The following is a 25,794-nucleotide window of genomic DNA, read 5'->3' on the forward strand; positions in this document are numbered from 1 at the left end:
CAGCCGGGGCGCCTCCCGGCCGCCGCAGGAGCGCGCCGCGCGCGCTCCCGTGGCATCGACGCAGAATCAGTAGCCGGTTTCGCGCAGCGACAGGCTCACCTGGTCGTGGGTGGCGCGCACCTCCGCCTCCGGCTCGCGGCCGAGCAGGCTGACCACGACGATCGCCAGGGTCGCGGCGATGAAGCCGGGCACCATTTCATACAGCGCGAACCCGAGCTGCTCGACCACGATCTGCTTCCACGCGATCACAACCACCGCGCCGGTGAGCATGCCCGCCAGCGCACCGTTGCGGGTCATGCGGCCCCAGAACAGCGACAGCACCAGCACCGGCCCGAACGCCGAGCCGAAGCCGGCCCAGGCGTAGGCCACCAGCCCCAGCACCCGGCTGTCCGGGTCGCGCGCCAGCCACAGCGCCACCAGCGAGACCAGCAGCACGCTGGCCCGGCCCACCCAGACCAGCTCGCGCTGGCTGGCGTCCTTGCGCAGGAAGCCGCGGTAGAAATCCTCCGACAGCACGCTGGAACACACGATCAGCTGGCTGGACAGCGTGCTCATCACCGCCGCCAGGATCGCGGACAGGATGATGCCGGCGATCCAGGGGTTGAACAGGACCTCCACCGCAATGATGAACACCCGCTCCGGGTTGGCCTCCACCGGCCCGGCAACGTCGGGATGGAGGGCGAAATAGGCGATGCCGAAGAAGCCGACCATCAGCGAGCCGATCATGCACACGATCATCCAGCTCATGCCGATGCGGCGCGCCTTGGGGATCGACTCGATGCTCTCGGCGGCCATGAACCGGGCCAGGACGTGCGGCTGGCCGCAGTAGCCCAGGCCCCAGGCCAGCGCGGAGACGATCGCGACCAGACCGCCGGCACCGATCCAGTTCAGCTGGGTGGGGTCCAGTTCGCGGATCAGCTCGAGTCCGTCGCCCATCCCGCCGCTGTGCATCACCACCAGCACCGGCGTGACGATCAGCGCGAACAGCATCATCGTGCCCTGGGCCACGTCCGTCCAGCTCACCGCCAGGAAGCCGCCGACCAGGCTGTAGGCCACCGTCACCGCGGCGCCCCAGAAGATCGCCTGGGTGTAGCTCAGTCCGAACACGCTCTCGAACAGCCGCCCGCCGGCCACCACGCCCGAGGCGCAGTACACCGCGAAGAACACCAGGATCACCAGCGCCGCCAGCACCCGCAGCAGCTTGCTGCCGTCCTTGAAGCGGTTGGTCATGTAGTCGGGCAGGGTCAGCGCGTTGCCGGTGCGCTCGGTGTAGACCCGCAGCGGCCCGGCCACGTAGCGCCAGTTGAGGTAGGCGCCGGCCACCAGGCCCAGGCCGATCCAGGCCTCCGACAGGCCGTTGAGGTACATCGCACCCGGCAGGCCCATCATCAGCCAGCCGCTCATGTCCGACGCGCCCGCCGACAGCGCGGTGGTGGTGGGACTGAGCCTGCGCCCGCCGAGGATGTAATCGTCGAAGTTCTTGGTCGAGCGCCAGGCGTAGTAGCCGATCAGCAACATGCCGGCCAGGTAGACAAGGAAGGTGACGATGAGCGGCGTGCTGGACTGGATCATTGGCAGCGGTTTCCTCGCGATTCCGGGCGCCCGGGAGGGCGGCAGCGACGGCGCAGCCTAACGCAGCTTGGACAGCGATGCAGCCGCGCACCGGCGCGGCAGGCGCTGATCCGGCCGGGATCAGCCCTCGTCGGGCCAGGAAATCGCGGGCGCCGCGGAGGGGCCGCGCGGCACCGCCACGCCGTCGATCGCGGCCCACACCCTGAGCGCATCGACGGTGTCAGCCACGTCGTGCACGCGCAGGATCTTCGCCCCGCGCTGGGCGGCCACCAGGTGCGCGGCAACCGAGCCGGCGACCCGCTCGGCGGGCACGTCACGGCCGGTGATCTCGCCGATGCTGCGCTTGCGCGACAGCCCCGCCAGCACCGGCACGCCCAGCTCGGTGAAGCGACCAAGCTGCGCCAGCAGGGCGAGGTTGTGCGCGGTGGTCTTGCCGAAGCCGAAGCCCGGGTCGGCGACGATCCGGCGCTTGTCGATGCCGGCCATCTCGGCGGCGAAAATGCGCTCGGCCAGGAACCGGTGCACCTCGCCGACCACGTCGTCGTACTGCGGGGACTCCTGCATCGAGCGCGGCTCGCCCAGCATGTGCATCAGCACCACCGGCACGCCCAGCTCGGCGGCAGCGTCGAGCGCGCCCTCGCGGCGCAGCCCGTAGACGTCGTTGATCATGCCCGCGCCCGCCTGCACCGCGGCGCGCATCACCTCCGGCTTGGAGGTATCGATGCTGATCGGCAGTCCGGTCTCCTGCGCCAGCCGCTCGATCACCCGAACCGTGCGCCGCAGCTCTTCCTCCACCGGCACCTCGTCCGAACCCGGACGGGTGGACTCGCCGCCGATGTCCAGGATGTCGGCCCCCTGTCCGGCCAGCGCCAGCCCGTGGGCCACCGCGGCCTCCAGGTCGAAGTGCGCCCCGCCGTCGGAGAAGGAGTCCGGGGTGATGTTGACGATCCCCATCACCCGCGGGCGGTCGAGCGCCAGCAGGCGCCCGCCGCAGTCAAGCGTTGGGGTGGTGTCGAACATCGGCCGCGGCCGGGGTCAGGTCTGCTCGGCCGGCCCGCCGATCGGCAGCGGCTTGCTGTCGCCACCGCCGCCGCTGTCACCGCCGCCGTCCTTGCGCGACTTGTCCCAGCCCATCGGCGGGGGCGGATCACGGCCTTCCATGATGGCGTCGATCTGCGGCACGTCGATGGTCTCGTACTCCAGCAGCAGCTTGCTCATCGCGTGCAGCTTGTCGATGTTCTCGGTCAGGATCGCCCGGGTGCGCTCGTAGGCCTTGTCCAGGATCCCGCGCACCACCTCGTCGATCTTGCGCGCGGTGTCGTCGGACACGCTCTTGTGCTGGGTCACCGAGCGGCCCAGAAACACCTCGTCCTCGTCCTCGCTGTAGGCGATCGGGCCCATCTCGTCGCTCAGGCCCCACTTGGTGACCATGTTGCGGGCGATCTTGGTCGCGCGCTCGATGTCGTTGGAGGCGCCGGTGGTGACCTTGTCCTCGCCGAAGATCAGCTCCTCGGCCACCCGCCCGCCGTACAGCGAGCACAGCTGGGACTCGATCGCCACCCGGTTCATCGAGTACTTGTCGCCCTCGGGCAGGTACATGGTCACGCCCAAAGCCCTTCCCCGGGGAATAATGGTGACCTTGTAGACCGGGTCGTGCTCGGGCACCAGCCGGCCGACGATGGCGTGGCCGGCCTCGTGGTAGGCGGTCAGCGTCTTCTCGTCCTCGCTCATGGCCATCGAGCGGCGCTCGGCGCCCATCAGGATCTTGTCGCGGGCGCGGTCGAAGTGATCCATGCGCACGTCGGTGGCGTTCTCGCGCGCGGCGAACAGCGCCGCCTCGTTGACCAGGTTGGCCAGGTCCGCGCCGGAAAAGCCGGGGGTGCCGCGGGCCACGATCATCGCGTCCACGCCCTCGTCCAGCGGCACCTTGCGCATGTGCACCTTGAGGATCTGCTCGCGGCCCTTCACGTCCGGCAGCCCCACCACCACCTGGCGGTCGAAGCGGCCCGGGCGCAGCAGCGCCGGATCCAGCACGTCGGGGCGGTTGGTGGCGGCGATCACGATCACGCCCTCGCCGCCCTCGAAGCCGTCCATCTCCACCAGCAGCTGGTTCAGGGTCTGCTCGCGCTCGTCATGCCCGCCGCCCAGGCCGGCGCCGCGGTGGCGGCCGACGGCGTCGATCTCGTCGATGAAGATGATGCACGGCGAGTGCTTCTTGGCCTGCTCGAACATGTCGCGCACGCGCGAGGCGCCCACGCCGACGAACATCTCGACGAAATCGGAGCCGGAAATCGAGAAGAACGGCACCTTGGCCTCGCCGGCGATGGCGCGCGCCAGCAGGGTCTTGCCGGTACCCGGCGGGCCCACCATCAGCACGCCGCGCGGGATCTTGCCGCCCAGCTTCTGGAACCGGGACGGATCGCGCAGGAACTCGACCAGCTCCGACACCTCCTCCTTGGCCTCGTCACAGCCGGCCACGTCGGCGAAGGTGACCTTGGTCTGCTCCTCGTTGAGCAGCTTGGCCCGCGACTTGCCGAAGCTCATCGCGCCCTTGCCGCCGCCCTGCTGCATCTGCCGCATCATGAAGAAGAAGAAGCCGATGATCAGCAGCACGGGCAGGAAATTGATCAGGATGTAGGCCAGCGACGGCCCGGTGGCCGGCGGCGCCTGCTTGATGTCGACGTTGTGGTTGATCAGGTCGTCGATCATGCGCTCGTCGCGGCGCGGCGCGATCACGGTGCCGCGCGCACCGTCGGTACGCTCGAACGAAATGGTGCGCTCGTCCTCGGCGATGTCGACGCTGCGGATCCGGTTGTTGCGCACCTCCTCCATGAACTGCGAGTACTGCACTTCCTGCGGGCCGGCGGTATTCGGGCTGAAGCTCTGGAACACCATCATCAGGACGATGGCGACGACCACCCAGAGCAGCAGATTCTTGACCAGATCGTTCATTCAGTTCATTCCAGTGCGCATCGGCGCCATGCTACTTGATATGGGTACGCTTGCCGTGTGCAAGGGCATAGACTTCCGGCGAACGCTGGCGCGACGCCGAGGGTTTGCGGATCACGACCTTGTCGTAGCGCCGGCGCAGTTCACGCACGTAGTCGTCGAAACCCGTGCCGTGGAACAGCTTGATCAGGAACGCCCCGCCCGGCCGCAGGTGCCGGTCGGCGAAATCCATCGCCAGCTCGGCCAGGTACATCGCCCGCGGCTGATCCACCGTGTCCATGCCACTCTTGTTGGGGGCCATGTCGGATAAAACAAGGTCGACGGGCTGGCCGTCCAGCGCAGTCTCAAGGGCTGATAAGACCGCATCCTCCCTGAAGTCGCCATGAAGGAACTCCACCCCGGCCAGGGGCGGCATCTCCAGGATGTCCAGGGCGATCACCCGGCCGGGCCGCTTCGCATCCAGCCGATCCAGCTCCTGGCGCACCCACTGCGACCAGCCGCCCGGCGCCGCGCCCAGGTCGACCACGGTCATGCCCGGCTTGAGCAGCCGGTCGCGGGCCACCAGCTCCTCCAGCTTGTAGACCGCGCGCGAGCGCATGCCCTCCGCCTGCGCCCGCTTCACGAACGGATCGGAGAAATGTTCCTTGAGCCAGCGCTGGCTGCTCTTGCTGCGGGCCATGGGGGAGTGGTCGCGGACGGCGGGGAGCGGGCGGGAGGCGCCCGCGCTCATGATAACCTGCCCATCCCCAACGACTCGCCTGCCCCGTATGCCATCCGCCCTGACTGCCGCCCAGATCCGATTCCTCCGCGGCCAGGCACATGACCTCAAGGCGATCCTGCAGGTCGGCGGCAAGGGCCTGACCGCGCCGGTACTGGCCGAGCTGGACGGCGCGCTGGAGCACCACGAGCTGGTCAAGGTGAAGATCGCCGCGGGCGACCGCGAGGCACGCGACGCGATCGTGGCCGAGCTGGCCGATCGCAGCGGCGCCTCGCTGGTGCAGCGGATCGGCAACGTGGCGGTGCTGTACCGCCCCACCACCGACGGCAAGCGCCAGATCGTCCTGCCCAGGCCCTGACCGGCGCCCGGCAACGCTCCCGATGGAACTGCACCTCGACAAGCCCGACTACGAATTCTTCCTGCGCAGCGCGGACGGCGCCTCGGCGCTGGTCAACGAGCGCCGGCTGCAGCACAGCTTCGTGATCGCCCCGGACACCCTGGTCGAGGACTGGCCGGTGCGCGACGCCGCCGCGCTGGGCACCGCCGACCTGGAGGCCATCCTCGCGCTCAAGCCGGAACTTGTCCTGCTGGGCACCGGCGCGCGCCAGGTGTTCCCGTCCGCCGAGGTGATGGCCGCCTGCCTGTCGCGCGGCATCGGCCTGGAGAGCATGGCCAACGATTCGGCCGCCCGCACCTACCACGTGCTGGCCGGCGAAGGCCGGCGCGTGGTCGCCGGCTTCATTTTCCCGGCGGCCTGAAGCCGCCCCGCCTCAGCGGCGCGGGAGGTAGGACAGCGGGTCGACCGGCCGGCCGTTGTGGCGGATCTCGAAGTGGAGCATGTCGCGGGCGGCGCCGGTGCGGCCCATCTCGGCGATCTGCTGGCCGGCACGCACGCGCTCGCCCTCGTTGACCAGGCGCGAGCGGTTGTGCCCGTACGCGGACAGCCAGTCGTCGTCGTGCTTGACGATGATCAGCTCGCCGTAGCCCACCAGGCCCGAGCCGGAGTACACCACCACGCCGTCGCCGGCCGCGGTCACCGATTGCCCGCTGCTGCCGGCGATGCCGATGCCCTGGCGGGTCGGGTCACCGGCGGAGAAGCGGTTCACCAGCTGCCCCTCGGCGGGCCAGCGCCAGGACACCGAGCTGCGTGCCGGTGCGGCCGCGGGGGCCGGCGCTGCGGGCGGCGGGGTGCGGGTGGTTCGGGTGGGGCTTTGCCGCGGGGGCGTGGAGGCCGTGCGCGACGGGGTCGCGCCACCAGCGGACGGATACAGCCGCAGCCGCTGGCCGGGATAGATGGTGTACGGCGGGGCGATGTTGTTCCAGGTGGCCAGATCCAGCGGGCTGATGCCGTTGTTGACCGCCAGCCGGTACACGGTGTCGCCGCGCTTGACGGTCACGGTCTGGCCGGGACGCGGGGTGGAGGCACCGGCCTGCGGGGTTCCTCCCTCGCGCACCACCCTGCTCGAACCACAGGCGGTCAGGAACAGGGACACGGCCAGCAACATCACGGCAACGCGGAACAGGTGCATCAGTCGATCACTCCGGACAGCAGCGGCACGAACACCACGGGCGCGATTTCGGTGCGCTCGATGGTGCCATCCTCGCGTTTACGCAACTTGACCAGCACCTGACCGCTGCCGCCGCCCACCGGCGCCACCAGCACCCCGCCGGGCGCAAGCTGGTCGGTGAGCGCGTCCACCAGCGCCGGGGCGCCGGCGGTGACCAGGATCGCATCGAACGGCGCGTGCTCGGGCCAGCCGATGCGGCCGTCGTCATGGCGGCTGCGCACGTTGAGCCCCAGCGAGCGGAACCGCTTGCGCGCCACCCGCAGCAGCTCGCCGATGCGCTCGACGGTATAGACCTGGATGCCCAGCGAGGCCAGGATCGCGGCCTGGTAGCCCGAGCCGGTGCCCACCTCCAGCGCGTTGGCGGGCATGCCGTGGGCAAGCGCCTCTTCGGTCATCTTCGCCACCACCCAGGGCTGGGAAATGGTCTGGCCGTGGCCGATGGGCAGCGCGGTGTCCTCGTAGGCGCGGGTGGCCAGGGCCTCGTCCACGAACAGGTGCCGCGGCACCACCCGGATCGCGTTGAGCACGCGCTCGTTGGAGATCCCGGCCTCGCGCAAGCGTTCGATCAGCCGGTCGCGCACGCGCTGGGAGGTCATGCCCATGCCGATCGCCTCGGGCTGCAGGCGCAGTCGCGGGGTCATCATGCCTGGCCCTCCTTCAGCTCCGCGGCCAGGCCCCCGACCCAGGCGCTCACCTGCTCCAGCGCCTGGTAGCGGGTCAGGTCGACCAGGATCGGGGTGATGGAGATGTTGCCGGTGCGCACGGCGTGGAAGTCGGTGCCCGGCCCGCCGTCCTGCTCCGGCCCGGCCGGCCCGATCCACCACCAGCTGCGCCCGCGCGGATCCTCCAGCGGCACGCAGGCCTCGGAGCGGTGGCGGTTGCCCAGGCGGGTGACCTCGAAGCCCTTGACCTCGCTCCACGGGATGTCCGGCACGTTGACGTTGAGGATGGTGTCGGCCGGCAGCGGGTCGGCCTTCAGCCGCTCGACGATCTCCACCGCGGCGCGCGCGGCGGTTTCATAGTGCTTGCCGACATGGTCGGCGGTGACCAGCGACATCGCCACCGCCGGCAGGCCCAGGAAGCGCCCCTCCATGGCCGCGGCCACGGTGCCCGAATAGATCACGTCGTCGCCCATGTTGGCGGCGTTGTTGATGCCCGAAACGACGATGTCCGGCTCGCGCTCGAGCATGCCGGCGATCGCCACGTGCACCGAATCGGTCGGCGTGCCGTGCACCCGCCACACGCCCTCTTCCATCTGCGCCACGCGCAGCGGCATGTCCAGGGTGAGCGAGTTGCTGGCGCCGGAGCGGTCGCGGTCGGGCGCGACGATCAGCACTTCATGGCCGGCATTGCGAAAGCCTTCGGCGAGGATCCTGATGCCCGGCGCGTCCACGCCGTCGTCGTTGCTGACCAGTATCCGCATGCAGTTTTCCGCGCCGCCCCGTGTCTTGAACCAGGGCCACATGATAGCGGATGCACAGGCGCGGCTGGCCGCGGCTCGGGTACCCTGCCCGGCATGGGCAGCGGGCGCGACAACGGTGACGACGGGCAGGACGACGGAGCGCTTTTCCGCGACGCGATCGGCCCGGTGCGGCGCCTGCCGGAGACCCCGGCGGCACCGCGCGGGCCGCGCGCGGCGCCGCGGCCGAGGATGGCCGAGCGTGACGAACGCGAGGCGCTGAGCGAGTTCGAACGGCTGCTGGAGTCGGGGCCGCTGGAAGCCGGCGACAGCCTGCGCTACCGCCGCGACGGGATCAGCCCGCGGGTGCTCAAGCGCCTGGCCCGGGGCCAGTACGCGGTGCAGGACGAACTCGACCTGCACCATGCCGACCTGCGCCAGGCCGAATCAATGCTGCGCGGGTTCCTGGCCGAAGCCCGCGATGCCGGCAGCACCTGCGTGCTGATCGTGCATGGCAAGGGCCTGCACGCCGACGGCGCACCGGTGCTGAAGAACATGGTCGACCGCCTCCTGCGCCGGCGCGCGGACGTGCTGGCGTTCCATTCCGCGCCGCCCACCCGGGGCGGTACCGGCGCGGTGCTGGTGCTGCTGCGGCCGGGCTGACGCCGGAAGCGCCAGCCGCGCTGCCGGTCAGTCCTGGCCGTTGTCGTCGACCGAGGCAACCATCCGCTTGAGCGGCGGATTGACCCAGCGAACCTCGACTCCGCGGCGACGCGCCACGGTTTCGACGGCCTGGATGTACAAGTTGTCCTGCTCGTACATGTCCTGCGTGGCCGCTGCCGCCGCCGGCTGGCTGTGCATCGTTCCATGGGTTGCGCAGCCGGCCATCAGCAGGAGCGCGGCGCAGGGGATGGAGCATCGAATCAGGGTGTTCATGACGGAACCTCCCGTGGGATCGGCGCCTGCAGGCGTGCCCGGCGCCTGTGTTCCGTTATACGCCGCCGGTCACGGGCCGCCAGTGCGGCAGCCGCTTATCCGACGAACGGCGCGGGCGCGTGGCCGGCCGCATCGCGCACCGGGCCGAGCTCCTCCAGCACCGTGGTGGCATAGGTTCCCGGCGCAAGCGCGAAGCGCAGCTCCAGCAGGCCGTCACCGCGCCAGTCCCACGCCATGTCCTGCGGCCGCAGTCGGGTGGCGCGGCGCTCCTGGCGCAGGCCGGCCTGTTCCAGCCCCGCGCGCAGCGCCAGGGCGTCGGCAGCATCCAGCGCGGCGACTTCCAGATCCTGTGCCTGCCCCTGGCTGCGCAGTTCGCCCCGGCCCCACAGCGGCGCGCTCGGGTGGATGTCGAACGCCGCCAGCCGCGCTTCCAGCCCGGCCGTCCACGGCTCCGGGCCGAACACGCTGCGGCTGCCGTCCAGGATCCAGACCTCGCCGTCCAGGGCCCGGTTCCAGCTGCCCCCGCTCACCCGCGCGGCCAGCACCCGGTTGAACAGCTCCGAGCGCGCGGCCGACAGCAGCAGGCTGCGCTGGTCGCGCCGCACCCGGCGCCCGGAAAACATCGCCAGCGCGGCGGCCACGTTGCCGCCGCCATGCCCGAAACGCTGCGCGCCGAACCAGTTGGGCACGCCGTCCGCCGCAATCCGCTGCAATCGGGCGTCGATCGCCGCGCGCTCGCCCTGCACCTGGCGCAGGATCAGCACGAACCGGTTGCCCGCCAGCGCCCCGCGCGGCAGCTTCTTCGCATGCCGGGCCTGGGCGATCACCCGCAGCGCGCCGTCCTGCAGGCCCTCCAGCCCGGGATCGGCGCGGCCGGGGAGGTGCACGCTGAAGCGCTGCCGGGTGACGGCATGGCGATCCTTCAGGCCCGCATAGCCCACCGCCTGCTCGGCCACCCCCGCCCAGCGGGCGATCCGGCGCGCCGCCTCGGCGGTGTTCATGCCGCGCTTCTCCACGGTGAGCAGCAGGTGCTCGCCGGCGCCGCTGGCCTGGAACCCGTCGATCTCCTCGACGAAAAAATCCTCCGGCGCACTGCGGATGACCGCCTCCAGCACCGGCGCTCCCCAGGCCCGCGGCAGGCCTCCGGCGGCCGCCTGCCCCGCTTCGCTCACGCGCGAACCAGCAGGCAGACCGCGTGCGCGGCGATGCCCTCTTCGCGACCGATGTGGCCCAGCTTCTCGTTGGTGGTGGCCTTGACGCTGACCGCATCGACATCCACCTGCAGGTCGGCGGCGATCAGCTCCCGCATCGCCGCCGCATGCGGCCCGATCTTCGGCCGCTCGCAGACGATGGTGATGTCGGCATTGCCCAGCCGCCACCCGCGCTCGCCGATGAGCTCACGGCAGCGGCGCAGGAACATCCGGCTGTCGGCGTCCTTCCAGCGGTCATCGCTGGGCGGGAAGTGGGTGCCGATATCGCCCATCGCCAGCGCCCCGAACATCGCGTCGCACAGCGCGTGCAAGGCAACGTCGCCATCGCTGTGGGCCACGAAACCGCGCCCGTGCGCGATCCGCACCCCGCCGATGGTCACATGGTCGCCCTCGCCAAAGGCATGCACGTCAAAGCCCTGGCCGATGCGGAACGGGATGTTGTCGGACATATGGATTTCTTCGTGGCCGTCGTCGATATCGAGGGCGACATGCTAACGCCTGCGAGTGCGCGGGGCCCCTCGGCTCGCGGCTGATGCAGGCAAAGCCGCCCGCCATTACAGGCCTACCGCCGCGACAGCAGAAACTCGAAATACGCCAGATCCGCGGGCGTGGTGATCTTGATGTTGTCCTCGCGCCCCTCGATCAGCAGCGGCCGCGCGCCCTTGCGCTCCATCGCCATCGACTCATCCGTCACCGCCACCCCCACGTCGCGCGCCGCCTGCATCGCCCGGGCCAGCTGCAAGCGGCGGAACAGCTGCGGCGTCAGCGCGCGCCACAGCCGCTCGCGCGGTTCGGTGCGGTCGATGCCGCCCTCGTCCCCCGCGCGCTTGAGCGTGTCGCGCACCGGCGCGGCCAGGATCGCCCCGACCGGATCGGCGCGACCGCGCTCCAGCAGCTGCCCCAGGTCATCGGGATGCAGGTTCGGCCGCGCCGCGTCATGCACCAGCACGAAGTCGTCCGCCCGCACGCTGTCGGGTAGCGCTTCCAGCCCCGCCAGCACCGACTCCGCGCGCGACTGCCCCCCCACGCAGGTCAGCACCGGCTTGCCATCCAGCTCGTTCCAGCCCGGCCAGCGCGGATCGTCCTGCGCCAGCACCACCACCGCCCCGGCCAGCCCCGGGTGCGACAGCAGCGCGCGCAGCGTGTGCGCCAGCAACGGCTCGCCGGCCACCTCCAGGTACTGCTTGGGCACGTCCCCGCCAAAGCGGCTGCCGTGCCCGGCCGCAGGCACCACCGCCCAGGTCATGGCGCCGGCTCCGCGTCCGCGCCTTCAGCGTCTGCCGGCCGCGGCGGCGCCTGCCGCACCGGCGCGCCGTCGACGACCCGGTAGAAGGTTTCACCCGGCCGGATCATCCCCAGCTCGCTGCGCGCCCGCTCCTCCACCGCCGCCTCGCCGGTGGGCGACTTCAGATCCGCCACCTCGGCCGCCAGCGCGGCGTTGCGCTCGCGCAGCCCCGCGTTCTGGTGCGCCTGCTGCGCCACCTGTGCTTCAAGCTGGGAGACCTCGGCCGTACCGCCGATGCCGAACCACAGCCGGTACTGCAGCCAGCCCAGCAGCAGCACCAGGGCCACCAGCACGATCCACAGGGCGCGCATGGCGGCCCGTGCCTACCGCGGCAGCGACACGAACGCGTCGCGGCCGGCGTAGCGCGCCTGTTCGCCCAGTGCCTCCTCGATCCGCAGCAGCTGGTTGTACTTGGCCACGCGGTCGCTGCGGCACAGCGAACCGGTCTTGATCTGGGTGGCGCTGGTGGCCACGGCGATGTCGGAGATGGTGGTGTCCTCGGTCTCGCCGGAACGGTGCGAGACCACCGCCGCGTACTTCGCCGCATCGGCCATGGCGATCGCCTCCAGGGTCTCGCTGAGGGTGCCGATCTGGTTGACCTTGATCAGGATCGCGTTGGCGGTGCCCGAATCGATGCCCTCGCGGAAGATCTTCGGGTTGGTCACGAACAGGTCGTCGCCCACCAGCTGCACCTTGCCGCCCAGGCGGTCGGTCAGCTGCTTCCAGCCGTCCCAGTCGCCCTCGTCCATGCCGTCCTCGATGGTGACGATCGGATACTGTTCGCACCAGTCGGCGAGGAAGTCCACGAACTGGCCGCCGGACAGGCGCTTGCCCTCGCCCACCAGGTGGTACTTGCCATTGTCGAAGAACTCGCTGGAGGCCACGTCCAGGCCCAGCAGCACGTCGTCGCCGGCGCTGTAGCCGGCCTTGCCGATGGCCTCCAGGATGGTGTCCAGCGCCTCCACGTTGCTGCGCAGGTCCGGCGCGAAACCGCCCTCGTCGCCCACCGCCGTGCTCAGGCCGTGGCCCTTGAGCACCGACTTGAGCGCGTGGAAGATCTCGGTGCCCGCGCGCAGCGACTCGGAGAACGAATCGAAGCCGACCGGCAGGATCATGAACTCCTGGAAATCGACGTTGTTGTCGGCGTGGGCGCCGCCGTTGATGATGTTCATCATCGGCACCGGCAGCACCGGCGCGCGGTCGCCGGCCAGCAGCTTCCACAGCGGGATCTTCTTCGAGGCTGCCACCGCGTGGGCGTTGGCCATCGACACGCCCAGCAGCGCGTTGGCACCCAGCCGGCCCTTGTTCTCGGTGCCGTCCAGATCCACCAGGCGCTTGTCCAGGCCGGCCTGGTCGGCGGCATCGAAGCCCTTCAGGGTGGACGCGATGGTGCCGTTGACGTTGGCCACCGCCTTGCGCACGCCCTTGCCCAAGTAGCGGGTGCGGTCGCCGTCGCGCAGCTCCACCGCCTCGCGCGCGCCGGTGGAGGCGCCCGAGGGCACCGCGGCGCGGCCGAAGCTGCCGTCTTCCAGCGTGACTTCCGCTTCCAGGGTGGGGTTGCCGCGGCTGTCGAGGATCTCGCGGGCGTGGATGCTGGCAATCGTGGTCATGGCGTGCGGGTGTGCTCCGGGGTTGGGGGCTGGGGTGGCGTCAAAGGGTGGTTTCGAGGAAGCCGTTCTTCCTGGTGGCCTGGTCGAGCTCGACCAGCGTTTCCAGCAGGGCGCGCATCTTCGCCAGCGGCCAGGCGTTGGGGCCGTCGCTGAGGGCCCTCTCGGGCTCGGGATGGGTTTCCATGAACACCCCGGCCACGCCCACGGCGACCGCCGCGCGGGCCAGCACCGGGATGAACTCGCGCTGGCCGCCGCTGGAACCGCCCTGCCCGCCCGGCAACTGCACCGAGTGGGTGGCGTCGTACACCACCGGGCAGCCGGTGTCGCGCATCACCGCCAGCGAGCGCATGTCGCTGACCAGGTTGTTGTAGCCGAAGCTGGCGCCGCGCTCGCAGACCATGATCTGCTCGTTGCCGGTGGACTTGGCCTTCTCCACCACCGGCTTCATGTCCCACGGCGACTGGAACTGGCCTTTCTTGATGTTGACCGGCTTGCCGGCCGAGCAGGCGCGCAGGATGAAATCGGTCTGCCGCACCAGGAACGCCGGCGTCTGCAGCACGTCGACCACGCTGGCGACCTCGTCCATCGGCGTGTACTCGTGCACGTCGGTCAGCACCGGCACGCCGACCTGGCGCTTCACCTCGCCCAGGATCCGCAGCCCCTCCTCCATGCCCGGGCCGCGGAAGCTGCCCAGCGAGGTGCGGTTGGCCTTGTCGAAGCTGGACTTGAAGATGAAGGGGATGCCCAGCGCGGAGGTGATCTCCTTCAGCTGTCCGGCCACGTCCACCTGCAGCTGCTCGCTCTCGACCACGCAGGGGCCGGAGATCAGGAAGAACGGCTTGTCCAGACCCACCTCGAATCCGCACAGCTTCATGCCGATACCTCCTTGAGCAGCTGGCCACCGACCCGGCCCTCATTGGCCTTGCGCTCGCGCGCGGCGCGGATGAAGCCGATGAACAGCGGATGGCCGCTGCGCGGGGTGGACTGGAATTCCGGATGCGCCTGGCAGGCGATGAACCACGGGTGCTGCGGCAGTTCCACCATCTCCACCAGCAGGTCGTCCATCGACTTGGCGCTGATCACCAGCCCGGCGTCCTCGAGCTGGGTGCGGTAGCGGTTGTTGAACTCGTAGCGGTGGCGGTGGCGCTCGGCGACCACGTCGCGGCCGTAGATGGCATGCGCCTTGGTGCCCGGCTTGATCCGCTGCTCCTGCAGGCCCAGGCGCATGGTGCCGCCCAGGTCGCTGTCCTCGCTGCGGCGCTCGACCTCACCGGTCTTGGTGCGCCACTCGGTAATCAGGCCGATCACCGGATGCGGGGTCTGGCGGTCGTTCTCGGTACTGTTGGCGCCTTCCAGCCCGGCCACGTGGCGAGCGAAATCCACCACCGCCGCCTGCATGCCGTAGCAGATGCCGAAGTAGGGAATGCCTGCCTCGCGCGCGTGCCTGGAGGCCAGCACCTTGCCCTCGAAGCCGCGGTCGCCGAAGCCGCCCGGCACCAGGATCCCGTCCAGCCCCGCCAGCACCTTGTTCGCGCCGTCGCGCTCGATGTCCTGCGACTCGATCCACTTCAGGTTGACCCGGGTGCGCTGGCGGATGCCGCCGTGGCGCAGCGCCTCGGCCACCGACTTGTAGGCGTCCTTGTGGTCGACGTACTTGCCGACCACGCCGATGGTCACCTCGTCGACCGGATTCTGGGCCGCGTCCACCACGTCCGCCCACTCGCCCATGTCCGCCGGTCGGGCGCGGTCGGCCAGGCGCAGGCGATCCACGACGATGCCGTCCAGCTCCTGGGCATGCAGCCACAGCGGGATCTTGTGGATGTTGTCCATGTCCACCACCGAGATCACCGCCTTCTCGGACACGTTGGTGAACGAGGCGATCTTGCGCCGCTCGCCGTCGGGCAGCGGCTGCTCGCTGCGGCACAGCAGCACGTCGGGCTGGATGCCGATCGAGCGCAGCTCCTTGACCGAGTGCTGGGTGGGCTTGGTCTTGAGCTCGCCGGCGGCGGCGATCCACGGCACCAGGGTGAGGTGGATGAACATCGCCTTGTCCGGCCCGCGGTCGGTGCGGATCTGGCGGATCGCCTCCAGGAACGGCAGCGACTCGATGTCGCCCACCGTGCCGCCGATCTCCACCAGCCCCACGTCGTAGCCGTGGGTGGCCACGTCGATGCAGCGCTTGATCTCGTCGGTGATGTGCGGGATCACCTGCACCGTGGCGCCCAGGTAGTCGCCGCGGCGCTCCTTGGCGATCACGTTCTCGTAGATCTTGCCGGTGGTGATGGAGTTCTTCCCCGACAGGCGCACGTCGAGGAAGCGCTCGTAGTGGCCCAGATCCAGGTCGGTCTCGGCGCCGTCGTCGGTCACGTACACCTCGCCGTGCTGGAACGGGCTCATGGTGCCGGGATCGACGTTGATGTAGGGGTCGAGCTTCATCATCGTCACCCGGAGCCCGCGGGACTCCAGGATGGCGGCCAGCGAGGCCGCGGCGATGCCCTTCCCGAGGGAAGAGACCACGCCGCCGGTGACGAAAACGAGCGGGGTGACTGAACTGGGGGCTGTCATGGCGCAGCAGGTCGCTGGAAAGCCCTATTCTACACCGGCGCGGTGACTCAGGCTGCCTCGTAGCGCCCGGAGAAGGTCTCGCAGACCACGCCCATGGCCTGGCGCCAGCGCATGCGCAGGCGGTCGTCCATTTCCGGGTCGGTCTGCTCGATGACCCTGACCAGGCTGTCGATCCAGTACGGATACAGCGCCGGATCCACCGGACAGCGACCCTTGCCGCCGTGTACATCGGCCATCTGCTCCACCGTGCGCCGGCTCAGGGTGCTGCCGGCGGCGTGGAAAATGGCGGCACTGATGCCGCGGCGCATGGCCATGCGCTGCTTGCTGAAGTCGGTTTCGGCGAACATCGCCGGGATCGAGGGGTGGCTTTTCAGGAACACATCGTAGAAACGGCTGATGAACGCCTTGTCGCGCAGGCAGCGGCCGTAGCTCTGCTGCAGGTCTTCGTACTGGTCGGTCATGGGGGACTCTGGAAGGAAAGCCGCCATTGTGGCCATCGGCCCCCGCGGGGCATTGCGCGCGATCAATGTCCCGGATGCGGAAAAAGGAAACGCCCCGCGGGGCGGGGCGTTTCCAGATCCGCGTTCCAGTCCCTGGATCAGGCCGGATCTTCTTCCTCTTCTTCTTCCAGCTCGTCCTCGGCCTCGGCGGCGTCCACAGCCTCCTCCGTCGCGACCTCGGCCTGCTGGGCCTGGACGTCGGCGGCATCGGCCTGCTGCTCGGCGGCCTCCGCGGCTTCGGCGGCCTGCTGGGCGGCGACCTCGGCGTCGCGCAGGGCCTGCTCGTCGACCTCCTGGGCGAAGGCGGACGGGGCGGCAAAGGCAGCGGCGATCAGGGCGGTAAACAGAACATTGCGCTTGGTCATGGGTCTCGTCTCCAAAAAATCAAAAAGTGGATCAAGTAGCCGCTTCCACTACAGCGACGGCCCGAACGGTAGCGGCATTCCCCCGTATCAACACTGAACAACAATCTCTTAACCAGCCCGCCGTAACTCCATGTGGACAAAGGGTTTTCCCCAGCTTTCCGGGGCCCTCCCGACATGCTTGGGCGCGGCCGGCCGGGCGGCTCCCGCGGGCCCTCCCCGCCCGCGGGCGCCGGGCCGGCGCTGGTAAGCTAGGCGCCCTTTTTCCGCCGCAGCCCCTGCATGAGTTCGCGCTACAACGCCGTCGACATCGAAGTCCTCTCCGGCCTGGATCCGGTCAAGCGCCGCCCGGGCATGTACACCGACACCTCGCGCCCCAACCACTTGGCGCAGGAAGTGATCGACAACTCGGTCGACGAGGCCCTGGCCGGGCACGCGCGGGTGGTCGAGGTCACCCTGTACAGGGACGGCAGCTGCGAGGTCGGCGACGACGGCCGCGGCATGCCGGTGGACATCCACCCCGAGGAAAAGGTGCCGGGCGTGGAGCTGATCCTGACCCGGCTGCACGCCGGCGGGAAGTTCAGCAACCGCAACTACACCTTCTCCGGCGGCCTGCACGGCGTGGGCGTGAGCGTGGTCAACGCGCTGTCCACCCGGCTGGAGGTGGGCATCCGGCGCGACGGCAACGAGTACGCGATGGCGTTCGCCGATGGCGACCGCGCCTCGGAGCTGGAGGTGGCGGGCAGCGTGGGCAAGCGCAACACCGGCACCCGCCTGCGCTTCTGGCCGGATCCGAAGTACTTCGACAGCCCGAAGTTCGCCCTGCGCCCGCTGCGCCACCTGCTGCGGGCCAAGGCGGTGCTGTGCCCCGGGCTCACGGTGAAGCTGTTCGACGAGGCCACCGGCGAGCGCGACGAGTGGCACTACGAGGACGGCCTGAGCGACTACCTCAAGGGCGAGCTGGCCGGACGCGAGCTGCTGCCGCCGGAGCTGTTCACCGGCGCCCTGGCCAAGGACACCGAGACCGTGGACTGGGCCGCGTCCTGGGTGCCCGAGGGCGAGCTGGTGCAGGAAAGCTACGTCAACCTGATTCCCACCGCCCAGCACGGCACCCATGTCAACGGCCTGCGCAGCGGCTTCACCGACGCCCTGCGCGAGTTCTGCGACTTCCGCAACCTGCTGCCGCGCGGGGTCAAGCTGGCGCCCGAGGACGTGTGGGATCGGGTGTCGTTCGTGCTCAGCCTGAAGATGACCGACCCGCAGTTCTCCGGCCAGACCAAGGAGCGGCTGAGCTCGCGCCAGGCGGCCGGTTTCATCGAGGGCGCGGCGCACGACGCCTTCAGCCTGTGGCTCAACCAGCACGTGGAGACCGGCGAGCGGATCGCCCAGCTGGCCATCGAGCGCGCCAGCGCGCGGCTGAAGACCGAAAAGCAGATCGTGCGCAAGAAGGTCACCCAGGGCCCGGCGCTGCCCGGCAAGCTGGCCGACTGCATCAGCCAGGATCTCTCGCGCACCGAGCTGTTCCTGGTGGAGGGCGACTCGGCCGGTGGCAGCGCGCGGCAGGCCCGCGACAAGGACTTCCAGGCCATCCTCCCGCTGCGCGGCAAGATCCTCAACACCTGGGAAGTGGCCTCCGGCGGCGTGCTCGCCTCGCAGGAAGTGCACGACCTGGCGGTGGCGATCGGCTGCGACCCGGGCAAGGACGACATCGCCGGCCTGCGCTACGGCAAGGTGATCATCCTGGCCGACGCCGACTCGGACGGCCTGCATATCGCCACCCTGCTCTCGGCCCTGTTCCTCAGGCATTTCCCGGCGCTGGTCGAGGCTGGCCACGTGTTCGTGGCGATGCCGCCGCTGTACCGGGTGGACGTGGGCAAGCAGGTCTTCTACGCCCTGGACGAGGAAGAAAAGCGCCTGCTGCTGGAGAAGATCGAGCGCGAGAAGCTCAAGGGCCAGGTCAACGTCACCCGCTTCAAGGGCCTGGGCGAGATGAACCCCTCCCAGCTGCGCGAATCCACCATCCACCCGGACACCCGGCGATTGGTGCAGCTGACCGTGGACGACGGCGAGCAGACCAGCGCCCTGATGGACATGCTGCTGGCACGCAAGCGCGCCGGCGATCGCAAGGCCTGGCTGGAACAGAAGGGCGACCTGGCGACGCTGGAGGTCTGAAACCCGCTTCCGCCGCCGAATCCCACACGGGCCACGTGCTTTACCGTCGCGGGCGGGCCGGCCGGGAAGCCATGGGCGGGACACGCCGTGAACCCGTCCATGGGGGCTTGTCGGCGGCTGGCGCTGTTACAGGGCCGCTTCGAGCAGGCTGCGGATCAATGCCTGCGCGTCGGCTGCCTTGGCGGGCAGGTACTCGAAGCTGTCCTCGTCCATGTAGGCGCGCTGGCTGGTCTCCATCTGCACCGCCTCGATACCGCTGGCCGGTTCGCCGTAGTGGCGGGTGATGTGGCCGCCCTTGAAGCGGCCGTTGACGACGAAATCGTAGCGATCCTGCCCGGCCAGCACCGCCTCAAGCCGCCGCTGCAGCGCCGGTGAGCAGCTGGCGCCGCCGGCCGTGCCCAGGTTCATGTCGGGCAGGCGGCCTTCGAACAGGAACGGCAGCTCGCCGCGGATCGAGTGGCCTTCCCACAGCACCGCGCGGCCGTGCCTGGCGCGGATACGATCCAGCTCCGCACGCAGCGCCTCGTGGTACGGCCGCCAGTACGCCTCCACCCGCGCGGCGATTTCCTCCGGGGTCGGCTCCATCCCTTCTCGGTACACCGGCTCGCCGCTGAAGCGCACCACCGGGCACAAGCCGGTGGTGTTCTGACCCGGGTACAACGACACGTCGTCCTCGGAGCGGTTGAGGTCGACGACGTAGCGCGAATACGCCGGCACGATCATCGACGCGCCCATGTCCCGCGCGAAGTCATACAGGCGCGCAATGTGCCAGTCGGTGTCGGGAACTGCGCGCGCGGCATCGGTGAAGCGCGCAGCGATGTCATCCGGCACGGCGGTGCCGTCGTGGGGGACGCTGACCAACAGCGGCACCGTGCCCTGGTGGAGGGTGAAGATATCCATGCCAGCCATGCTATCGCAGGAGGAACGCGGGGGACGTGCCCCCGGCCTGCCGAAGCGCCGAAAACAAAAGTGGAGTGAGCCGCGCCCTGGCGGTGGGGTGTCGCGTCAAGCAATACATGGATGTATTGCGCGCGCGTCAGGGCAGGACGCCCTGCCGCCAGGGCGCGGCGTCCACCCGAAGCCCAAACACTCCCCGAATCAGCGCATCAGGACGAACTCTTCGGCACTGGTCGGATGGATAGCGACGGTATCGTGCAGATCGGACAGGGTAATGCCGCGCTTGAGCGCCACCGCGAACCCCTGCAGGATCTCGTCCGCCGCCTCGCCAAAGGCATGGATGCCCACCACGCGCTGCTCCTCGCCCACGCACACCAGCTTGAACAGGCTGCGCAGCGGCGTATCCGCCAGCGCCTGCAGCATCGGCCGGAAGCTGCTGCGGTACGCCCGCACCGCGTCGCCGTGCTCCTCGCGCGCCTGCTCCTCGGTCAGCCCGATTCCGCCCAGCGGCGGATGCGAAAACACCACGAACGGCACGTCCCGGTAATCCAGCTTCGAATCCGCCCTGCCCCCGAACACCCGATCCATCAGCCTGCGCGCCGCCGCGATCGCCACCGGCGTGAGCGTCAGCTGCCCGGTCACGTCGCCCACCGCATACACGCCCTCGGCCGAAGTGTTCTGGAACGCATCGACCTGGATCGTGCCGTCCTTGCCCAGCCCCACGCCTGCCGCTTCCAGCCCGATGCCGGAGGTATTGGCCCGCCGCCCGATCGCGAACACCACCTCGTCGAACGGCTCGCTGGCCCGACCCGAATCGTCCACCAGCACCAGCCCACCGCCCTCGCGCCGCACCTCCCGCAGCCCGTAGTCCAGGTGCAGCCCGACGCCAAGATGCCGGTAGTTGTCCTGCAGCTGCTCCACCACGTCCGCGTCCATCTGCTTCAGCAGGCGCCCGCCGCGGGCAAAGATGTCGGCCCGGCTGCCCAGCGCCTGCAGCACCCCGGCCAGCTCCGCGCTGATGTAGCCGCCGCCGAACAGGGCCACCCGGCCCGGCGCCGGGCACCAGGTGAAGAAGTCATCGGATACCCCGCCCAGCTCCGCCCCCGGCACGTCCGGCCGCACCGGATGCGAGCCGGTCGCCAGCAGCACGTGCGGCGCGCACAGCCGCGCATCGCCCGCCTGGACCGTGTGCGCATCCAGCAGCACCCCGCGTTCGGTGACCAGGGTGATCCCCGCCGCGTCCAGCCGCTTGCGGTAGCTCTCGTGGATGTTGGAGATGTAGCGCTCGCGATCGACGATGAACTCGCGCCAGTCCAGCGCCGGCCGCTCAGGCACGCCGAATCCCAGCCGCGCCGCGATGTCGATCTTCGCCGCCAGGTCGGCCGCCAGCCACATCGCCTTCTTCGGCACGCAGCCCTCGTTGACGCAGGTGCCGCCCAGCTCGCCCGGCTCCAGCAGCGCCACCCGCGCACCGTGTTCGGCCGCGCGGAACGCACCGGCCAGGCCGCCGGAGCCGCCGCCCAGCACGATCAGGTCGTAGTCGAACTCTCTCGGGTCGCTCATGTCAGGCAAAGCGCGCCGGGTCGAACGGCGCCGGATCCAGGTGGGGGTCAAGGCCGCACACCAGCTCCGACATCAGCCGGCCGGTCGCGGTGCTCATGCTCACTCCGAGCATACCGTGGCCGGTCGCCAGCCACAGGTGACGGTGGCCCGGCGCGCGGCCCAGCAGCGGCAGGTCGTCGACGCTCAGCGGACGCCAGCCGTACCACTCCTCCTGCTTCTCCGGCCCCACCGGCTCGTGCAGGTACTCGGCCGCTCCGCGCTCGAGCGCGTCCAGCCGGCGCCGGTTGAGGCTGGTGTCGTAGCCGGAAAATTCCATGGTGCTGCCCAGCCGGTAGCCGCTGCCCCAGCTGCTCACGCACACGCTGCGCTCGTGCAGCACCAGCGGCCGCTTCGGCGCCAGCGCCGGCCGCGAGTAGGTGATCGAATAGCCCTTGCCCGGCTGCACCGGCACCCGCAGGCCCAGCCCGCGCGCCAGTCGCGGCGACCACGCGCCGGTGGCGATGATCATGTCGCGACCGCGGAACTCGCCGGCGGTGCCGATGGCGGCCACGCCCGCATCACCGGAATCGATCCGGGTGACCTCGCAGCCCTCCACGATCTCGCCGCCGCGCTCGCGCACCACCCGCGCCAGCTCGGCCACGTAGCGATCCGGACGCAGGCGCGCATCGCCGGGGAAGCGCACCACCTGCACCACCCCGTCGCGCAGCGCCGGCTCCGAGCGCACGTAGGCGGCGCCGTCCACGCGTTCGTAGGCCACGCCGATCTCGTCCAGCAACGCAAGCTCGCCGCCGAAGTCCCGCAGCTCACGCTCGGAGCGGAACACGTAGTCCACGCCCGCCGGGTCGTACTCGCAGGCCAGGCCGTAGCGCTCCACCCACTCGGGCAGGGCGTCGCGCGCCGCCTGCAGGATCTCCAGCCGGACTTGGGCGGCCCGGCGCCAGTGGCCGTGCGTGGAGCGCCGGGCGAAGCGCAGCATCCAGCCCCACAGGGCCGGGTCGAAGCGCGGCTTGAGGTAGAAGGGCGCATCCGGCGTGAGCATCCAGCGCAGCGCCTTGGTCACCGTGCCCGGCGCCGACAGCGGCGGGGCATGGCTGGGGGTGATGGTGCCGCAGTTGCCGTGCGAGCTCCCGCTGCCGACCTGGCCGGAGTCGATCACCCGCACGCTGCGGCCCTGCTCGATCAGCGACAGCGCGCAGGCCAGGCCGATCACGCCACCGCCGATGATCAATACGTCGTCGTTTGAATCCATGTGGCGAGTCTACGCGCCGGCCGGCAGATTCCGCATCGGCGGCCGCCGGCCATAGGTCAGCCAGCGCCACGCCCACTCCAGCGGGCCGAAGCGGTAGCGCCCCAGCCACCAGCGGCTGGCCACAACCTGCAGCGCGAACACCGCCACCGCCAGCGCCACCATCGCGGCGTATCCGACCCGCCCCCACATCGCCAGCCCGTAGCCGTAGAACACCAGCGAGGCGACCAGCGACTGCAGCAGGTAGTTGGTCAGCGCCATGCGCCCGGCCGGCGCCAGCACGCCCAGCAGGCGCGCACCGGCCGGCACCTGCCACGCCAGCGCCAGCGCCGCGACTCCACCCAGCGTCATCGGCAGCGCGCCCAGCCCGTGCAGGCTGGAAGCAAGCACCCAGCGCGGGTTGAAGAAGCCATCCGGATGGCCGGTCGACAGCATCGCCCCGGCCAGGGTCAGCGCCAGCCCCGGCGGCAGGCACCACGCCGCCATGCGGATGAAAAAGCCGCGATTGGCCTCCACGTCCCCGAGCCGGCCCGAACGGAACAGCCAGCTGCCGACCAGGAACACCGCCAGCGCCAGCGGCACCACGCCGGAGGCATTGCCCAGCAGCATCGCGAAATCCCTCATCCGCTGCCCGGTGACCTCGGCAAAACCGCCGCCGGCATAGACCGCGGCGGCGGCCTCCCCGGCCCGGACGCCCTCGGCCAGCGTCGCCTCGAACTCCGCCTGCCCAACCGGCATCGCCATCATCGCCACGCCGCCGAGCACCGACAGCCCGTACAGGCCCAGGTAGATCGCCAGCCCGATCCCGAGCTGCGCGCGCGCGGACAGCCCGCGCATCAGCAGCAGGCCCAGCGCCGCGATCGCGTAGGCATGCAGGATGTCACCCACCCACGCCAGCAGCGCGTGGGCGATGCCGAGCGCGAACAGCACCGCCAGCCGCCGCAGGTACAGCCCGGTCGCCCGCCCCGAGGCCTGCGCCCGCTCCATCATCAGCGCGAAGCCGACCCCGAACAGCAGCGAGAACAGCACCCAGAACTTGCCGGACACGAACAAGTACGCCGCCCAGGCCACCGCCAGGTCGATGCCCGCCAGCCCCTGCGCCATGCCGTTGCCGAACTCCTGCCACGGCCGGCTGAACCACTCGATGTTGGCGATGAAGATGCCCAGCAGGGCCAGCCCGCGCAGCGCGTCCAGCAGCCCGATCCGCTCGGACGCGCCCGTCGGCGCGAAGCCTGCCGCCGCTCCGGTGTTCATCCACGCCTCCCGTTGGCCGGCCCGCCGGCCGGGCGCGCCATCAGTGCTGGTGGCCGCCCTCGCCGTGCACGTGGCCGTGCTCGATCTCGGCCGCGTCGGCCTCGCGCACGTCGACGACCTCGATGTCGAAGCTCAGATCCTTGCCGGCCATCGGGTGGTTCAGATCCACGTCCACCACGCTCATGCCGACCTTCTGCACCGTGACCGGGCGCGGGCCGAAATTGGTGTTGAGCATCACCTGCATGCCCGGGGCCAGGCGCTGCTTGCCGAAGTGCTTCTTGGGCACCCGCTGGGTCATCTCCTCGCGGCGCTCGCCGTAGGCGTCGGCGGCGGTGACTTCGGCGCTGAAGCTGTCGCCGGCCTCGTGGCCTTCCATCGCCTTCTCCAGGCCCGGAATGATGTTGCCGTGGCCGAACAGGATGGCCAGCGGCTCGCGGTCCTTCGAGCTTTCCACCGGCTCCTGGCCCGGCTCGGACACGGTGTAGTGGAAACGGACGACGCGGTCTTTTTCGATCTTCATGGGCGGCAAACCTGGTGTGGCGGCGCATGGCCGCGCTTGTCAGCGGAAAGGGGATCGGCCACGATGCGGGCCGTGAGTGAAGCGCATTATCCGGGCTGCGGCCGCGCCGCGCCAACCCGAACGCTCCGCTGCCCGCGGTGGGCGGTGTGCCTTGTTTTCGCCGCCACGGTAACGCTGATGGCCAGCTGCGGCGGCAAGCAGGTGCGCCCGGCCTCCAGCGCGCCGGCACCGGCGCCGGCGCAGCAGCGCCACTGGCCGGTGGTCACCCCGGCCAACCCGGCGGCGGCCAACTCGGTCACCATCCGCGCCATCGGCCTGGTCGGCACGCCCTACCGCTACGGCGGCAACACCCCCGAGGGCGGCTTCGACTGCAGCGGCCTGGTCAACTACGTCTACAGCGACATGCTGGACATGCGCCTGCCGCGCACCACCCGCGACCTGTTTGCCTGGCAGGGGCCGCGGATCGCGCCCGAGCAGCTCGCCGCCGGCGACCTGGTGTTCTTCGGCAGCCGCGGCGGCGTCACCCACGTGGGCATCTACGTGGGCGAAGGCCGGTTCGTGCACGCGCCCAGCAGCGGCGGCACCGTGCGCCTGGATCACCTGGACGGGTACTACTGGCGTGACCACTACACCGGGTCGCGGCGCATCCTCTGATTCCTGAATGGGGATCGGCGGAAAATGAGCGGTTTTTTTGGTGAACTGCGCCCCATTCATTAACTTTTTTCTAACAAAACGCCGGATTTCGTCGGGCACCATCACGCCACGCCTACATCTGTGAATCCTCACGCGTGACGATCAACGCCCAGTCTCCGGCTTCCCGCCAACCCCTTTCGCGCCGCGTGCGGCGAATTTCCGCCCTCCTCGTCTCCGCCCTGCTGGCAACGGCAGCGGTGCCGGCGTTTGCCGCCACCGGCCTGGCCGCGGACTCGGCGGACGGATTCCCGATCTCCACGTCGGTCAGCCAGCAGCTGGCCGATCCGCTGCCGGCCGCCAGCCGCGAGCTGCTGTTCGCCGCCGATGTCAGCCAGCTGATCAGCACCGCCGCGCAGCTGCAGATCGACCTGGCGCCCGCGCCGCAGCAGACCGTGCGCCAGAGCCTGCTGCAGCGCGGCCTGGCCCTGCTCGGCACGCCCTACCGCTGGGGCGGCACCACGCCCGAGCGCGGCTTCGACTGCAGCGGGCTGGTGAGCTACGTGTTCAAGACCACCCTGGGCATCGACCTGCCGCGCGTGTCGCGCGACATGGCCCGCGCCGGCGAGCACGTCGAGCGCGCCCAGCTCGACCCGGGCGACCTGGTGTTCTTCGCCCTGCGCGGCAGCCGCATCGACCACGTCGGCATCTACGTCGGCAACGGCCGCTTCCTGCACGCCCCGCGCACCGGCCGCGACGTCACCGTCTCGGCCCTGGACGCGGGCTACTGGGCCGGCAAGTTCAAGCACGCGCGGCGGATCGCCACGCACTGAGCGC

The 25,794-nt window shown here is 70.3% G+C and carries 28 protein-coding genes; 6 read left to right on the top strand and 22 right to left on the bottom strand.

The features are described from left to right. Nucleotides 1–66: 66 nt before the first annotated feature. The 4 genes from putP to rlmE all read right to left on the bottom strand — a co-directional run bounded on the left by putP (nucleotide 67) and on the right by rlmE (nucleotide 5,200). Nucleotides 67–1,572, bottom strand: a complete 1,506-nt coding sequence (gene putP / locus ACOZ90_RS05375; RefSeq protein WP_422892613.1) for a sodium/proline symporter PutP — start codon at nucleotides 1,570–1,572, stop codon at nucleotides 67–69. A gap of 120 nt (nucleotides 1,573–1,692) precedes the next feature. Then, complete coding sequence (gene folP / locus ACOZ90_RS05380) at nucleotides 1,693–2,592, bottom strand: dihydropteroate synthase (RefSeq protein ID WP_422892614.1); 900 nt, start codon at nucleotides 2,590–2,592, stop codon at nucleotides 1,693–1,695. A gap of 15 nt (nucleotides 2,593–2,607) precedes the next feature. Then, complete coding sequence (gene ftsH / locus ACOZ90_RS05385) at nucleotides 2,608–4,524, bottom strand: ATP-dependent zinc metalloprotease FtsH (protein WP_422892615.1); 1,917 nt, start codon at nucleotides 4,522–4,524, stop codon at nucleotides 2,608–2,610. A gap of 31 nt (nucleotides 4,525–4,555) precedes the next feature. Beyond that, nucleotides 4,556–5,200, bottom strand: a complete 645-nt coding sequence (gene rlmE, locus ACOZ90_RS05390; RefSeq protein WP_422892616.1) for a 23S rRNA (uridine(2552)-2'-O)-methyltransferase RlmE — start codon at nucleotides 5,198–5,200, stop codon at nucleotides 4,556–4,558. A gap of 88 nt (nucleotides 5,201–5,288) precedes the next feature. Between rlmE and yhbY the strand changes: the two genes are divergently transcribed. Both yhbY and ACOZ90_RS05400 read left to right on the top strand, forming a co-directional pair. Then, nucleotides 5,289–5,597, top strand: coding sequence for a ribosome assembly RNA-binding protein YhbY (gene yhbY, locus ACOZ90_RS05395; protein ID WP_422892617.1), 309 nt, complete (start codon nucleotides 5,289–5,291; stop codon nucleotides 5,595–5,597). 22 nt (nucleotides 5,598–5,619) lie between these two features. After that, complete coding sequence (locus ACOZ90_RS05400; RefSeq protein WP_422892618.1) at nucleotides 5,620–5,997, top strand: Mth938-like domain-containing protein; 378 nt, start codon at nucleotides 5,620–5,622, stop codon at nucleotides 5,995–5,997. A 12-nt stretch (nucleotides 5,998–6,009) separates the two neighbouring features. Here ACOZ90_RS05400 and ACOZ90_RS05405 read toward each other — a convergent pair whose 3' ends face one another. From ACOZ90_RS05405 to surE, 3 genes are read right to left on the bottom strand one after another with little or no spacing between them, the layout of a single operon-like run. After that, nucleotides 6,010–6,768 carry a peptidoglycan DD-metalloendopeptidase family protein gene (locus ACOZ90_RS05405; RefSeq protein ID WP_422892619.1) on the bottom strand — a complete coding sequence of 253 codons (759 nt, stop codon included), beginning with the start codon at nucleotides 6,766–6,768 and terminating at the stop codon, nucleotides 6,010–6,012. Continuing rightward, entirely contained in the window at nucleotides 6,768–7,448 is a 681-nt protein-coding gene (locus tag ACOZ90_RS05410; protein WP_422892620.1) for a protein-L-isoaspartate(D-aspartate) O-methyltransferase, read from the bottom strand. Before ACOZ90_RS05410 ends, ACOZ90_RS05405 begins: the two co-directional genes overlap by 1 nt. After that, nucleotides 7,448–8,230 (bottom strand): 5'/3'-nucleotidase SurE, encoded by a 783-nt coding sequence (gene surE / locus ACOZ90_RS05415; protein ID WP_422892621.1) that lies wholly within the window; start codon nucleotides 8,228–8,230, stop codon nucleotides 7,448–7,450. Before surE ends, ACOZ90_RS05410 begins: the two co-directional genes overlap by 1 nt. Before the next feature lie 93 nt (nucleotides 8,231–8,323). Here surE and ACOZ90_RS05420 point away from each other — a divergent pair, with 93 nt between their 5' ends. Continuing rightward, complete coding sequence (locus ACOZ90_RS05420) at nucleotides 8,324–8,869, top strand: Smr/MutS family protein (RefSeq protein WP_422892622.1); 546 nt, start codon at nucleotides 8,324–8,326, stop codon at nucleotides 8,867–8,869. Between the two features lie 27 nt (nucleotides 8,870–8,896). Here ACOZ90_RS05420 and ACOZ90_RS05425 read toward each other — a convergent pair whose 3' ends face one another. From ACOZ90_RS05425 to ACOZ90_RS05470, 10 genes are all read right to left on the bottom strand, one after another. Next, nucleotides 8,897–9,142 carry a hypothetical protein gene (locus tag ACOZ90_RS05425; RefSeq protein ID WP_422892623.1) on the bottom strand — a complete coding sequence of 82 codons (246 nt, stop codon included), beginning with the start codon at nucleotides 9,140–9,142 and terminating at the stop codon, nucleotides 8,897–8,899. 95 nt (nucleotides 9,143–9,237) lie between these two features. Then, on the bottom strand, nucleotides 9,238–10,314 hold the full coding sequence (gene truD, locus ACOZ90_RS05430) for a tRNA pseudouridine(13) synthase TruD (RefSeq protein WP_422892624.1): 1,077 nt from the start codon (nucleotides 10,312–10,314) through the stop codon (nucleotides 9,238–9,240). Beyond that, entirely contained in the window at nucleotides 10,311–10,802 is a 492-nt protein-coding gene (gene ispF / locus ACOZ90_RS05435) for a 2-C-methyl-D-erythritol 2,4-cyclodiphosphate synthase (protein ID WP_422892625.1), read from the bottom strand. Before ispF ends, truD begins: the two co-directional genes overlap by 4 nt. Nucleotides 10,803–10,915: 113 nt before the next feature. Beyond that, entirely contained in the window at nucleotides 10,916–11,599 is a 684-nt protein-coding gene (gene ispD, locus ACOZ90_RS05440; protein ID WP_422892626.1) for a 2-C-methyl-D-erythritol 4-phosphate cytidylyltransferase, read from the bottom strand. Continuing rightward, nucleotides 11,596–11,949, bottom strand: coding sequence for a cell division protein FtsB (ftsB, locus tag ACOZ90_RS05445; RefSeq protein ID WP_422892627.1), 354 nt, complete (start codon nucleotides 11,947–11,949; stop codon nucleotides 11,596–11,598). Before ftsB ends, ispD begins: the two co-directional genes overlap by 4 nt. Nucleotides 11,950–11,961: 12 nt before the next feature. After that, nucleotides 11,962–13,248, bottom strand: a complete 1,287-nt coding sequence (gene eno, locus ACOZ90_RS05450; RefSeq protein WP_422892628.1) for a phosphopyruvate hydratase — start codon at nucleotides 13,246–13,248, stop codon at nucleotides 11,962–11,964. 40 nt (nucleotides 13,249–13,288) lie between these two features. Then, complete coding sequence (gene kdsA, locus ACOZ90_RS05455; protein ID WP_422892629.1) at nucleotides 13,289–14,122, bottom strand: 3-deoxy-8-phosphooctulonate synthase; 834 nt, start codon at nucleotides 14,120–14,122, stop codon at nucleotides 13,289–13,291. Continuing rightward, entirely contained in the window at nucleotides 14,119–15,813 is a 1,695-nt protein-coding gene (locus ACOZ90_RS05460; protein WP_422892630.1) for a CTP synthase, read from the bottom strand. Before ACOZ90_RS05460 ends, kdsA begins: the two co-directional genes overlap by 4 nt. Nucleotides 15,814–15,860: 47 nt before the next feature. Then, entirely contained in the window at nucleotides 15,861–16,274 is a 414-nt protein-coding gene (locus ACOZ90_RS05465) for a globin family protein (protein WP_422892631.1), read from the bottom strand. A 137-nt stretch (nucleotides 16,275–16,411) separates the two neighbouring features. Beyond that, entirely contained in the window at nucleotides 16,412–16,678 is a 267-nt protein-coding gene (locus tag ACOZ90_RS05470) for a hypothetical protein (protein WP_422892632.1), read from the bottom strand. Nucleotides 16,679–16,957: 279 nt separating this feature from the next. Here ACOZ90_RS05470 and parE point away from each other — a divergent pair, with 279 nt between their 5' ends. After that, entirely contained in the window at nucleotides 16,958–18,847 is a 1,890-nt protein-coding gene (parE, locus tag ACOZ90_RS05475; protein ID WP_422892633.1) for a DNA topoisomerase IV subunit B, read from the top strand. A 126-nt stretch (nucleotides 18,848–18,973) separates the two neighbouring features. Here parE and hutG read toward each other — a convergent pair whose 3' ends face one another. From hutG to ACOZ90_RS05500, 5 genes are all read right to left on the bottom strand, one after another. Then, nucleotides 18,974–19,747 carry an N-formylglutamate deformylase gene (gene hutG, locus ACOZ90_RS05480; protein ID WP_422892634.1) on the bottom strand — a complete coding sequence of 258 codons (774 nt, stop codon included), beginning with the start codon at nucleotides 19,745–19,747 and terminating at the stop codon, nucleotides 18,974–18,976. Between the two features lie 198 nt (nucleotides 19,748–19,945). After that, a complete protein-coding gene (gorA, locus tag ACOZ90_RS05485; protein WP_422892635.1) occupies nucleotides 19,946–21,307 on the bottom strand; it encodes a glutathione-disulfide reductase in 1,362 nt (453 codons plus the stop codon). A 1-nt stretch (nucleotide 21,308) separates the two neighbouring features. Next, complete coding sequence (locus ACOZ90_RS05490; protein ID WP_422892636.1) at nucleotides 21,309–22,556, bottom strand: NAD(P)/FAD-dependent oxidoreductase; 1,248 nt, start codon at nucleotides 22,554–22,556, stop codon at nucleotides 21,309–21,311. A 9-nt stretch (nucleotides 22,557–22,565) separates the two neighbouring features. After that, nucleotides 22,566–23,807, bottom strand: a complete 1,242-nt coding sequence (locus ACOZ90_RS05495) for a DUF418 domain-containing protein (protein ID WP_422892637.1) — start codon at nucleotides 23,805–23,807, stop codon at nucleotides 22,566–22,568. Between the two features lie 40 nt (nucleotides 23,808–23,847). Beyond that, the gene (locus ACOZ90_RS05500; protein ID WP_422892638.1) at nucleotides 23,848–24,327 is read right to left on the bottom strand and encodes an FKBP-type peptidyl-prolyl cis-trans isomerase; all 480 of its coding nucleotides are present in this window, start codon (nucleotides 24,325–24,327) and stop codon (nucleotides 23,848–23,850) included. 177 nt (nucleotides 24,328–24,504) lie between these two features. On the opposite strand from ACOZ90_RS05500, the gene ACOZ90_RS05505 reads away from it, so the two are divergent. Continuing rightward, the gene (locus ACOZ90_RS05505) at nucleotides 24,505–24,981 is read left to right on the top strand and encodes a C40 family peptidase (protein WP_422892639.1); all 477 of its coding nucleotides are present in this window, start codon (nucleotides 24,505–24,507) and stop codon (nucleotides 24,979–24,981) included. 185 nt (nucleotides 24,982–25,166) lie between these two features. Beyond that, nucleotides 25,167–25,790, top strand: coding sequence for a C40 family peptidase (locus ACOZ90_RS05510; RefSeq protein WP_422892640.1), 624 nt, complete (start codon nucleotides 25,167–25,169; stop codon nucleotides 25,788–25,790). Nucleotides 25,791–25,794: the final 4 nt, after the last annotated feature.

The organism is Luteimonas dalianensis (genome assembly GCF_049339425.1).
GTDB classification, from domain to species: domain Bacteria; phylum Pseudomonadota; class Gammaproteobacteria; order Xanthomonadales; family Xanthomonadaceae; genus Luteimonas; species Luteimonas dalianensis.